The sequence below is a fragment of the Aliinostoc maniaoense genome (assembly GCF_058172895.1).
In genome coordinates, this window is record NZ_CP187952.1 from 2,933,503 (window position 1) to 2,946,164 (window position 12,662).

At 39.1% G+C, this 12,662-nt stretch carries 10 protein-coding genes; 2 read left to right on the forward strand and 8 right to left on the reverse strand.

The annotated features are described in order from the left end of the window. Nucleotides 1–94: 94 nt before the first annotated feature. The 8 genes from ACPZ3T_RS12905 to ACPZ3T_RS12940 all read right to left on the reverse strand — a co-directional run bounded on the left by ACPZ3T_RS12905 (nt 95) and on the right by ACPZ3T_RS12940 (nt 6,717). Nucleotides 95–565, reverse strand: a complete 471-nt coding sequence (locus tag ACPZ3T_RS12905) for a type II toxin-antitoxin system VapC family toxin (protein ID WP_490276758.1) — start codon at nt 563–565, stop codon at nt 95–97. After that, nucleotides 562–957, reverse strand: coding sequence for a hypothetical protein (locus ACPZ3T_RS12910; RefSeq protein ID WP_490276759.1), 396 nt, complete (start codon nt 955–957; stop codon nt 562–564). The genes ACPZ3T_RS12905 and ACPZ3T_RS12910 overlap by 4 nt, the downstream gene beginning before the upstream one ends. Nucleotides 958–1,013: 56 nt before the next feature. After that, complete coding sequence (locus tag ACPZ3T_RS12915; RefSeq protein ID WP_490276760.1) at nt 1,014–2,105, reverse strand: glycosyltransferase family 4 protein; 1,092 nt, start codon at nt 2,103–2,105, stop codon at nt 1,014–1,016. Nucleotides 2,106–2,154: 49 nt separating this feature from the next. Next, a complete protein-coding gene (locus ACPZ3T_RS12920; RefSeq protein WP_490276761.1) occupies nt 2,155–3,336 on the reverse strand; it encodes a hypothetical protein in 1,182 nt (393 codons plus the stop codon). Between the two features lie 10 nt (nt 3,337–3,346). After that, entirely contained in the window at nt 3,347–3,931 is a 585-nt protein-coding gene (locus tag ACPZ3T_RS12925; protein WP_490276762.1) for a D-glycero-alpha-D-manno-heptose-1,7-bisphosphate 7-phosphatase, read from the reverse strand. Nucleotides 3,932–4,003: 72 nt separating this feature from the next. Further along, a complete protein-coding gene (gene gmhA / locus ACPZ3T_RS12930; RefSeq protein ID WP_490276763.1) occupies nt 4,004–4,573 on the reverse strand; it encodes a D-sedoheptulose 7-phosphate isomerase in 570 nt (189 codons plus the stop codon). Nucleotides 4,574–4,582: 9 nt separating this feature from the next. Then, the gene (locus ACPZ3T_RS12935; RefSeq protein WP_490276764.1) at nt 4,583–5,512 is read right to left on the reverse strand and encodes an NAD-dependent epimerase/dehydratase family protein; all 930 of its coding nucleotides are present in this window, start codon (nt 5,510–5,512) and stop codon (nt 4,583–4,585) included. Between the two features lie 2 nt (nt 5,513–5,514). Further along, nucleotides 5,515–6,717 (reverse strand): methyltransferase domain-containing protein, encoded by a 1,203-nt coding sequence (locus ACPZ3T_RS12940; protein ID WP_490276765.1) that lies wholly within the window; start codon nt 6,715–6,717, stop codon nt 5,515–5,517. A gap of 350 nt (nt 6,718–7,067) precedes the next feature. On the opposite strand from ACPZ3T_RS12940, the gene ACPZ3T_RS12945 reads away from it, so the two are divergent. Together ACPZ3T_RS12945 and ACPZ3T_RS12950 are read left to right on the forward strand one after the other, a co-directional pair. Next, nucleotides 7,068–10,673 carry a DVUA0089 family protein gene (locus tag ACPZ3T_RS12945; protein ID WP_490276766.1) on the forward strand — a complete coding sequence of 1,202 codons (3,606 nt, stop codon included), beginning with the start codon at nt 7,068–7,070 and terminating at the stop codon, nt 10,671–10,673. A gap of 562 nt (nt 10,674–11,235) precedes the next feature. After that, a complete protein-coding gene (locus ACPZ3T_RS12950; protein ID WP_490276767.1) occupies nt 11,236–12,645 on the forward strand; it encodes an FG-GAP repeat domain-containing protein in 1,410 nt (469 codons plus the stop codon). Nucleotides 12,646–12,662 lie beyond the last annotated feature (17 nt).

Here is a 12,662-nt window from a genome sequence, read left to right on the forward strand (position 1 = left end):
TTTGCACCAAATAAATGATGTAGAGACGTTGCATGCAACGTCTCTACAGTGCAGAATAAAGTGCATCTTTATCAAGAAACGGTATCACGTTAATTTAATTAATTGAAATATCTCTCCAGGTTTTAGCTTCGCTAAATCTGCTTAAATGTTTGACATTGGTAGTGGCAATGACAACATAACGAGCGGGAAATTCTTCTTTCAACATTTGCCAGTGACTACAAAGAATAATATCAATATCCAGACTTTTGTTATCTGCCGTCGGGATACCTTGACTACGAGCATCAGCCCAAAGGCTGGATGCTTTTTTCAATAATTCTGAGGTAATTGGTAGGAAAGAGATAATTTCTTGTAAATTATCTAGATTGGGAATACTATTCAGGTGTGGTTTGTGATGAGACTCTAGAAGCATACTTCTTCTGACTTCAAAATCACAGATTTGAGAAGAGCAAACATAGGCACTTCGTGACAGCAATTTGTAAAGCCATTCTCGACAATCACTAGCTTCTCCAATTCTATTCGGGTTGGCAAGAATACCCAGCACACTGGAGTCAATAAAAACTATCATAATTCTGAATATAACTTCTGTCCCTCTGGTCTTTCTGCATCAACTGTTTGTTTAAATCTTTCAAAAAATTCCTTCCGCTCAATGGCTTCTGAATCAGATATATTTTTGTAATGTTCTATTTGTTCTGCTAAAAGTTCCATAGCTCGTTGGTTTTTTTGCAACTGCTTTTCTCTATCCCATCCTAGTTGATTAGTGCTAGCTATGTTATCTTTCTCCAATTCCAGGTTCTTTCTCAGCACCTCAACATCCGATAATTCCAGATGAATCGGGTTAGGATATCCCTCTAAAATTAAGTGATAAATTTGATTATCCGTGCTGCTTGGTGGCAGCAGAGCCACAAAACGGGAGATATTTAAGATTTTGCCACTAGGCAGAGCTATTGATGTATTCATGGAGCAATATTTGAGTACCTACATATTTAATTTTACTGCACTCATCACCAGCCAATTTATAGATAACGTGATAAGACTTCGACTGTAGCAAGTCCGGTTTTTTCCCAACTAAATAGACTGGCTCTAGTGATACCTTGAAGAGAAAGACGAGAGCGCAATTTAATATCATTAGCTACTATCTGCATTGCGTCGGTAATTTCTGCTGTGTTGTAGGGATTAATTAAAATGGCTGCATCACCAGCAACTTCCGGTAATGATGACAAGTTAGAAGTGATGACTGGTGTACCGCAAGCCATTGCTTCTAACACTGGGAAACCGAAGCCTTCCCATAGACTGGGGAAAACAAGTGCGATCGCTTGATTAATAATGGTAGGTAGTTCACTATAAGGTACATAATTGAGGAACTTGACACGATGAGTTATCCCCAGTTCTGCAATTTGTGTTTCTAGAAGCGGGGTATAACGCTTGTCAGTCGGGCCTGCTAACCATAGCTCATAGTCGTTATTGGGTAGCGCAGCAAAGGCGGCGATGAGACGGTGTAAGTTTTTGTGGGAGTCGTGTCTACCAATGTAGAGAAAGTAGTTGCTAGTTGGTAAATTGAGATAACGGAAGTGATTGCGATCGTGTGCTAAGGGAATTGGTGTAATTTTATTAGCTGAAATCCCATAATAGTTAGTTAGGTCTTCAGCAGTTGCTTGGGAATTACAAATAATATGTTGTGCTTTTTCCAGGACTTGGGGAACATAGTAGCGATGGTAAATTCTCAGTGGTGATAAGTACCTTGGGAAACGCAAAGGTATCAAATCGTGCGACATCACTACAAATCTGCATTTTTCAGAAATAGGAGCTTCAGGAAGTGGAGAAAAAATGAGTTGGGATTTGAGATTGTGATATATTTTTGGTAACTCATATTGTGTCCATAATAAACGACGGATATGACCTGCTCTGCCATCTCCTGGGGTCATATTTGCAGGTATAGAATAACATTTAAAATCAGGGTATGTTTTTGCTGTTAATAATATAGGTTGTAAAGATTTTAAATAAGGAAAAATACTAAAAGCGTAATTGCTAATTCCTGTTGGTTGGGACAAAAGAATAGATAAATTAATGATAATCTGTGGTTGAGTGATGTTATTTTTGATTTCCATAAAATATGATAATTTTAAAATTATTAGTTATTAGTTTTAAATAAGAACTTTAACTTACTGATTGAGAATCATCAAATATTTTTGCGATTTTTTGTGCGTAAGATTCCACGCTATGAAATTTTTGATATGCTTGTTGCATTTTTTTGAGTTTTTTACGCACTGTCTCAGCAGCATATATTTTAATAATTTCATTTATAACTAAGTTAGGTTGATTCCAATTAATAGCTAATTCTTCAAGTTCATATTTAACCAACTCTTTTGCCATCCAAGTTTCCTTTGTGACCACAGGTATCTTGCCTGCAAAAATACACTCAGTAAAAATACCAGATGTGCGCTCACCATAAGCGGTAGAATCATAGGGTAGAAGAATAACATCACTTTGATTTAATAGCTTCAAATATTCTTCCTTCGGTAAAAATTCAACTAATAATTTTAGTTTTATGCCATGCTGTTTTGGATGTAACTCTGATTTTTCTGATGCCATTAAACATATTTTTTGTGCAGATTCAGCTTCAGTATTTACTATAGATTTGATAATATTCCAACCTTTTTCGGCACGCGGCGCACCTGGCCACCAACAAATTATTTCATTGCTTTTTTGTGTAAGATTATGATCGCTGTGTATCCAATCTGTATGGGGTATAGGCATAACAGTGATGCGCTCATGGAAATAATCTCCCAAAGATTGACTCAAAATCTCACTATCTGTCAGCAGATGAAAGTTACCATTGGTTAAAGTTTGTTTGAGCAGCTTATTTATTAACTTATAAATCAAGCGAGTCTTGGCATTATGCGTTTCTTGTCGATAAAGCAACCAAACATTTATTTTTCTTTTATCTTGTTTAGGCATTATATATAATGCGATGAGTACGGACAGAAGTTGAGTATGAATAAAATTTTCAATAAAAATTATTGGGTTATTAGTATAAGGTAAAATTGTAGTTTTAAAAAAACTTACAATAGTAGTAGCTAGCTTCCAAATATCATCAAATCTTATTATTCTTATAATAGGATGTAGTTTCTGTTCCATATCAATGGAACTCAAGACTGTGTACCATTCACCTGGTAAACCAACTACATTCTCATGAGATGGTACAGCAGCTATATGTTTCCAACCAATGCTCTTAGCTGCCTGAGCGACAGCAATATGATAGGGAATTATATGTCCTCCTCGGATAAGTTTTGGAATAATAGATACTAAAATTGGTTTGTCCAAATCATCTATACTCATAAAATACTGTCTAATTTATTCCACCTGCTAAGATGAGTTTTACTGTCTCCCTTACATCATGCACAATATGAATATAAGATTGATTTTTTAAAATATATTGAGATATGATTTCAGTCCTATCTGTATGTAAAAGTATTGGCTGACAGCCCGCATTTAAGGCGCATTCTACATCGCTAATAGCGTCACCCAGAAAAAAAGATTGCTGGAGATTTAAGTTATATTGAGCAGCCGCTTGCAGAATCATTTTTGGAGATGGTTTACGGCATTGGCATTGATCAGATGGATGATGAGGACAGATAAAAATGTCCTGAAATTTAATATTGAAACGCTCATATTCTGCTATCATCTTTTGATGAACTGCTTCAACATCATTCATAGTAAAATAACCTCTGGCAACACCAGATTGGTTAGTAATTACTATCAGCTTATATCCAGCATCTTGCCATTTCTTAAGAGTTTCACCACTACCAATAGGGATTTTCACTTGCTGGGGATGGCTAAGATATGGAATGTATTCGATTAACACACCATCTCTATCCAAAAATAAAGCCTTATTTTGTTGCTGTTGATGTTTAGAATGATTAAAACTAGTCATAGCAAAAATTGGACTTTATATTTGGTGACTGATTGAAATCTGGAAAGACTAGTTAGTGATGAGAAGTGAAGACTATCTCATATTTGCGAACATTGTCAACTCTACCTGCTCGCAAATCCGATGATAGGTAATCACATGAATTTCCTGGACGACAGGGGTATGATGTTCACTCACAAATAGGGGATAATCAGTAATTTCCTGCAAGACTCCGCCATTATTTCCTGCCATACCAATAGTGACGATTCCCATTTTTTGAGCTGTTTTTAAAGCTTTAACCACATTTTGGGATTTTCCAGATGTAGAAATTCCCCAGAGTATATCTCCTGGTTTACCCAAAGATTCCACCTGTCGAGAAAATATGGTTTCAAACTCGTGGTCGTTTGTCCAAGCTGTGAGGGTGGCGGGATTAGTAGAGAGTGCGATCGCAGGTAATCCTTTACGATTGATTAAGAAGCGTCCAATAAACTCCGCAGCGATATGTTGAGCATCCGATGCAGAGCCACCATTACCACAAATTAACAAGGTGTTGCCTTTTTGAAAACTTTCAACAATCAGATTCACTATTCTATCTATCGCTTGGCAATACTCTACTGTGAAAGCAGCCTCTAACCCTTTGAGTTTATCCTGCACCCAATAATCCAACTTTCTTCCTCACTTGTTGTTTGGTAAGAGTTTATCTTGTTGCGTTCCAAACCACTCAATTGTTTTGTTCAACCCAACTTCTAGGGAAGTCAAAGTTAAATCAGGAACATATTGCTTCAGTTTGCCGACACTTAGACACTTGGATTTAGCTCCAACATAGCGTTCTGTATCAAATTGGATTAAATTGAAGTCATAGTCTACTTTTTCGCAAATCAATTTAGCAAAGTGTCTAATGGTGAACTCCTCGCCTGCACCAATATTGATGAGTTGATTATCCACGCTAACTGCTAATTGAATCATAACTTTGACAAAATCGTCTACAAAAACTAGTTCGCGTGATTGATACCCATTTCCCCAGAGGATCACCGACTCCCCGTAGAGTTTACCGCGAATAATTTTGCGAATTAAGTCAAAGATAAAGTGCATTTGTCGCCCGTCTGTGTGGTAGCCTGGGCCATACAGGGTAGAGGGAACTAGACAAAGATATGTCAAGCCATATTGTTTATGCAACGCTAGCTGACCAGCGTAAAGCATCCGCTTCGTCATTGCATAGGTAAATAGGCTATCTATGGGGATTCCTGTCAAATAATTTTCTTCTATGAGTTCTAAATCAGGAGCATAAGCACAACTAGTCCCCATACTAATTAGCTTTGCTTGCGGTTGATATTTGTGCCACCAAGCCAGCACATTTGTATTTATTTGCTGGTTAATAATCCACTGTTCACCAGGATGGTATAAACAGAAGTCACCAGCTTGAGTCCAAGCGGCTAAATGATAAATATAGTCGTAGCTTTCATGGTTATATTTCCACAATGAATCTTGTTGAGTCAGATCACAGTTTTTAGAATTCAAGCGAACTAATTCATGTCCTTGAGTTTCCAATTGTGAGCAAAGTATTGTACCGAGAAAGCCTGTAGCACCAGTAACCAGGATTTTCATAGTTAAGCATCCTTGGGATTGACAGGAAAGTAAAATTCAACTCCTTGATCAATTAGGTGTTGGTTATTAGACAAAATTTCTTTTTTGAAGTTCCAGGCTAAGACGTAATAAATATCTGGTAGTTCCTGAAGTTCTTTTTCAATCACCAATGGAATGTGCATTCCTGGGGAATATAGTCCACGCCGTAGTTCATTTTTTTCTACCAGACAATCTATATAATTAGTGCCAACACCAAAGTAGTTCAACATGGTATTTCCTTTGACTGGTGCGCCAAAACCAAAGATTTTCTTACCCTGTTGTTTAGCTTTTTCTAAATATGCCAAATTTTCATTTTTCATTTGTTGGATTCTTTGAGCAAACTCCAGATATGTAGAGAGTTCGTTGCTCTTTTCATCTACTTCGGCTTGTCGGAGAGCTTGCAGGCGATCGCTTGCTTCTTTTTTGCCTTTATGTGTTACAAATCCGATAATAGAACCACCGTGAATAGGTGAAAGATACGCATCAAACATGGATAATCCATGTCTATTTAACAGCACCTCAATCGTATTGAGATTGTAGTAGAGTAAATGTTCGTGGTAAATCTGATCAAATGCTAAATTCTCTACAATTCGTTTCATGTAGAGGAACTGCACAACAAAAACCCCATCCTCCCGCAAAGCTTCCCGAATCCCTTCAGTTACAGAATGTAGTTCTTCGAGATGAAAGAAAACTCCAGCCGCGTTAATTACATGAAATTTGCGGTTTAGTCGCTTAACTACATCCAGATTGAAAAAATCGTTTAAAGTTGTAATTCCTGCTTCGTTAGCTATCTTCGCCGTAGTTTTGGAAGACTCTACACCCAAAACATCATAACCTAGTGCTTTAAAATGCTTAAGTTGAGTCCCATCATTAGAACCAATATCAAGCACAGATTTGTTTTGGGTATTCTGAAAAAAGCGGCTATCAACTTCCTCGGCTACATTCCTAAAATGTTCACTTAAGGAGCGAGTCACACCTGATAAATAGGTGTGATCACCAAACATGATTTCTTTTTTCACGGTGTAATCTAGCTGGACTGTACCGCAGTTGTGACAATATAAAACTCGCAGGGGATAGAAAGGTTCTTTACCAATTTCCTCTGGCTTTAGAAAGTGATTACACCAAGGCTGCGAGCCTAAGTCAACCGCAATTTCTAGATTATTAGAGTCACAAACACGACATTGCATTACGGAAAGCACCTTATAGTTCAATTTTCCCAGCGATCGCCGAGAGTATATGCCGAGAGCATATTCAGTATTAGTGAATAGCGATCGCTCCAGTCTCTCACAATTATGCAGTGTTTTTGTCCTTTGTGTAATTGTTTTCCTTCTGAGCTAAAAATTTTCTGTGGAATGAGTCAGTGAAAAATCTAGCTATGATTTTTCTTTTTATACAATTAATTTTATGTAAATTTAATTAAACTTGTAGCAATAAATTATAAAAATTTTATTGACATTTTAGTAAATAACTACAAGATAATACTGGTAAAAATATTTTTCAATCAATTGAATCCAAGTATAGAATAAAGGATTTTTTTATGACTAATCCTGCTTTTGATCTAATTGGTCTGACCCAACTACGTAACGACCCACGGTTTGTAGGTATTGATGGTAGTGGGATGACGGTAGCCGTAATTGATACAGGTTTAGATCGGACTCACTCCCTGTTAAATGATAACTATGTTGCTGGCTGGGATTTCTATTACGGAGATGATAACCCTAACGAGGGAGTAAGTAGACACGGTACTCATGTATCAGGTACAGTTGGGGCAGAAGATCCCAATATCGGAGTTGCACCTGATGTAAACCTCATAGGCTTAAAGGTATTTCCTGATGATGCAAGCGGCTCTCCTTTCACAGTTACTGAAGCTGCTTTACAGTGGGTAATCGCAAATAAAGACCGTTACAACATTGTTGCTGTTAATATGTCGCTGGGAAGCGGATTTTATACGTCTCTATCTCAGGCGGCTGGTTTTATATACTTGGATGAAGTCAGAAGACTGGAAGAATTGGGAGTAGTTGTTGTCTCGGCTGCGGGTAACTCCTTTAAAAATAACGAGTATCAGAATGTAGGCGCACCAGCTATTTTTAGTACCTTATCTGTAGGTGCTGTTTGGCAAGATGGGGTTAATCGCAATTTCCAACTAAGTTCAGGATCAATTGATTACACCACAGGTGCTGATCGCATAACTAGTTTCTCTCAACGCTTAGTTGCGCCAAATACTATATTTGCACCGGGTGCAAGGATTACCAGTACAGTACCAGGGAATCGTATTGAGCAAATGCAAGGAACTAGTATGGCATCTCCTATAGTAGCGGGAGCAGTAGCTCTGATACAGGAAGCTGCTATGCAATTTGGCGGACGGCTTTTGAGTCCATCAGAAGTTGTAGATATCATGCGCTCAACCGCAGATACCATCTTTGATGGTGATGATGAAGACGATAACGTTGCTAATACGAATGTTTCTTACCCTCGTTTAAATATATATAAAGCAGTTCAAGAAATTCAAAGGAGATTCCAGCAAACTGCTCCTAGTGGCGATCCAAATGGCACAATTCAAGGAGCGTTCATTGGGCCGATATTAGATGGTACTACTGCCGTTAATCCTATTTTGGGTAGCATTGGTACTGATAGTGGTTCGACAAATGTCGGCAATAAAGATGTTGACATGATCAAATTTGAAGTGCGATCACGTGGCACGGTCACAATACAACTAAGTTCTCATCCCACAAATCGTGCAGATTTTGATAGTCTTTTACGCCTGTTTAACTCTTCAGGTCAAGAACTAGCTTTTAATGATGACTCAGATAATAATGTATTTTCTACCATTACAACCACCCTCGATCCAGGCACATATTATGTAGGAGTAAGTGGCTACAACAATCGTAACTATAATCCTAATGTTGCCGCTAGCGGTGTAGATGCCGCCACAGGTACTTATTCCCTACAATTTCAACTCAGCAACTCTGACCCGAATGGCATTCTCAGTGGCGCATTTCCCGTTAATCTGGGTACAGATTTAGCACCTTTAACCTTCCCGGGAATTTTAGACTCAGATCCCATTGAAAACTCTGACCAACGAATTACTATTGGCCCAGCAGATGTAGATATTTTTAAACTGATTGTGCCAGATAACGGCATTTTACTAATTGATATTGATACGCCATACGAAAATAGCTTTGTTGATTCACTTTTGAGAGTCTTTGATGCTAGTGGCAATGAGTTGTTTGTCAGTGACGATAACTTAGCTTTCGATAGCACATTAAATTACACAGAGTTTACAGACTCCAGATACCCGAATTTAGTTTTTGAAGATCCTAGCGATCGCGCCTTCTACAATGGACACACTACTGATAGCTTCATTGGCTTAAGAGTAGAACGAGGAGAAACTCTTTATATTGGTGTTTCTGATTATCACAACAACTTCTATAATCCCAACGAGCTAGGTGGACGTTCCGCCACTGGTACAGGCGGTTTGTATCAGTTAATTGTACAATTCTTCAATAATGACCAAAATGGTAGTATTTCTCAGGCATTGGATAGTGCTGTTAGACCGCTTCCCAGCATTAAAGCACCAGGAATAATTGGTGGTGATAGTAACTTTACAACTGGGGAATTTATTCAAGTAGGCGATCGGGATGTAGACTTTATCAAAATCAATTCTCCCACCGCAGGTATTTTAGAAATTGATATTGATTCCTACAGCGATTCCACCATTACAGATAAAGTTGATACAGTCGTGTTTATCTTTGACAAAGACGGCACATTATTAGCTTTTAATGATGACGAAACAGAGTCATCTTTCGATCCTCTTGTACGTTATCAAATAGCAGCAAATACAGATTACTTTGTGGCCATAGCAGGCTATGGCAATGACTCTTTTAATCCTTTTCAACTCGGTAGTGGTTCATCAGGAGATACAGGAGAGTATAAATATACGAGCAGACTCTTACCAGTATCACAGACAGCAATCTTATCCAATAATACATTCACTAGTGGAAGTATACAAAATATCTCCCTTGGCTCAACAATTTTTGCCAATATCGGCTATGACGATGGCTTATTTATGGGAGCTAGTGATATTGATATCTATCGCTTTACTCCTACGACCAGTAGACAAGTAACTATTCAAGCTAGAACAAATGACACTTTTAGTGCTGATACATTTCTACGAATCTTTGATACTAATGGTACGGAAATCGGTTTTAATGATGATGAAAATACTTTCACCAGAGGCAGTGCTGTTCAACTAAATGTAACTGCTGGTACTCAATATTTAATAGGTGTCAATGGTGCAAGTCCTCAAGCCAGAAATTATAATCCCCTCACAGGTGCTGGAGCAGCAAACGGTAGCCAAGGTAACTATTCTTTATCGATTGTTAGTTCCACTGGTGCATGGCAAATCAACGGCACAGGAGATTTCAACCGCGATGGAAATATAGATATCCTGTGGCACAACGCCGCTACCAACCAAAATGGCGCATGGTTAATGAACTCCGGTGGCGCAAACATTGGTTGGCAAGGCATGGCCGGCAACCCCGCAGGTTGGGAAATCAACGGCACAGGAGATTTCAACCGCGATGGAAATATAGATATCCTGTGGCACAACGCCGCTACCAACCAAAATGGCGCATGGTTAATGAACTCCGGTGGCGCAAACATTGGTTGGCAAGGCATGGCCGGCAACCCCGCAGGTTGGGAAATCAACGGCACAGGGGATTTCAACCGCGATGGAAATATAGATATCCTATGGCACAACGCCGCTACCAACCAAAATGGCGCATGGTTAATGAACTCCGGTGGCGCAAATATCGGTTGGCAAGGCATGGCCGGCAACCCCGCAGGTTGGGAAATCAACGGCACAGGAGACTTTAACCGCGATGGTCATATAGATATCCTGTGGCACAACGCCGCTACCAACCAAAATGGCGCATGGTTAATGAACTCCGGTGGTGCAAATATCGGTTGGCAACCTATGGCTGGCAACCCCGCAGGCTGGGAAATCAACGGTACAGGAGACTTTAACCGCGATGGAAATATAGATATCCTGTGGCACAACGCCTCTAGTAACCAAAATGGCGCATGGTTAATGAACTCCGGTGGTGCAAATATCGGTTGGTTGGGTATGTCTCCTAACCCATAAATCTCTCTTCAAATAGTAAAAAGACAAAAGGCAAAAGAAAGAATCTTGATTGTGTAGGATTTCTGACTGTTTTAAACGGTTGCTTTATTTACGCCGTGTTGTACTAAGTCAACCGCAATTTCTTGATTAGTAGAGTCATAAACACTGCATTGTATTACAGAAAGAACCTGATCATTGAATTTTTAAAGAGATCGCCCCCAGCATACTATGACTTTTCACGTTATGTGGAAAAGCTAACATGAAACCTAACCCCCTAACCCCCTTCCCTAGTAGCAGCAGTGTGGTTTCATACAACCAGAGAAAAAAATAAACCTAGCTTTCAAAGCCTCTCCCCCCGTGGGGGAGAGGTTTGGAGAGGGGTCAAAATTTCGGCTACAAAAAGAAAAATCAAAACTTATATATTTTTCTTTTTTCGTATGAAACCACCCTGCCTTTCCCTACTAGGGAAGGGGGAAAAATTAAAGTTTAAAAATACAAAACTTATACGTAAGTATGTGCATTTTGCTGTATAATTATATTACTTGAAAAGCAAATATATAAAATATAAAGGAATCAATTAAAAATGCCAAGTATTGTTAACGCTCGCTACGGTGAAATTGGATTTATTGATTATGCAACTAATCAATTTGCTCAAATAGCAGCCGTAGCCACATCAGTCAGAAATGAAGAAATAACAGATATAGCCGTTCATAGCGATGGAACTATTTTTGCAATTAGTTCTTCTAGGTTATATAAGGTTGATCGTAACGGCGCAACTTCATTAATTGGTACTTTGATCCCTTCAAATTTCCTTGCTCTAGAATTTTCATCAAATGGCAAATTATGGGGTATCAGTGGCAACTCATTTGGCACACTTTATCAAATTAATCCCTTAAACGCCCAAACCGAATTGATATCTAACTTACGTCAGCAATCTGGTTTTTTCGGTGGTAAAGATTTAGCATTTGATGCAGCTAATAATCGTTTCTTTGCTGTAGATGATAACTCTGATCTCCACTCGATTCAGTTATCTGCATCTTTAAATACAGTTACGAGCGTAAACAGAATTGGTCGTGTTGGTTATGTCGTAGAGGGTTTAGCTATAGAAGATGGAGTATTGTATGGATATACTTCACAAAGTCAAGAAATTATAATTAATACTTCTACAGGTGTAGGTAGCTTCAATAAATATATCTATGGGAAAGATATCTATGGGATCTATATTAGAGGGGCTGATAGCTACAGTGGTTGGAAAATCAGCAGTGCAGGAGATTTTAACGGCGATGGTAATCTAGACATTCTTATACATAACGCCTCTACAAACCAAAATGGTGCTTGGCTGATGGACTCCAACAGTACAAATATCGGCTGGCAAAATCTAGCAGGCAACCCCGCAGGTTGGGAAATCAAGGGTACAGGTGATTTCAACCGTGATAATAATATAGATATCCTCTGGCACAACTCTTCCACAAACCAAAATGGGGTTTGGTTGATGAACTCCCAAGGTGCAAATATCGGCTGGCAAGGCATGGCGGGTAATCCTGCTGGTTGGGAAATCGAGGGTACAGGCGACTTCAACCGTGATGGAAATATAGATATCCTCTGGCACAATGCTTCAACTAACCAAAATGGTGCTTGGCTGATCAATTCCCAAGGTGTAAACATCGGCTGGCAAGGCATGGCAGGTAATCCCGCAGGCTGGGAAATCAAGGGTACAGGTGATTTCAACCGCGATGGGAATATAGATATCCTCTGGCACAACTCTTCGACTAATCAAAATGGTGCATGGTTGATGAACTCTGGTGGTGCAAATATCGGCTGGCAAGGCATGGCGAGTAATCCTATTGGTTGGGAAATTATCGGTACAGGCGATTTCAACCGCGATGGTCACATGGACATCCTTTGGAACAACGCTTCCAACGATCAAAATGGGGCTTGGTTAATGAATTCTGGTGGTGCAAATATTGGTTGGCAGAGAATGGGAATTGGTTGATCAACTCCCAAGGTATG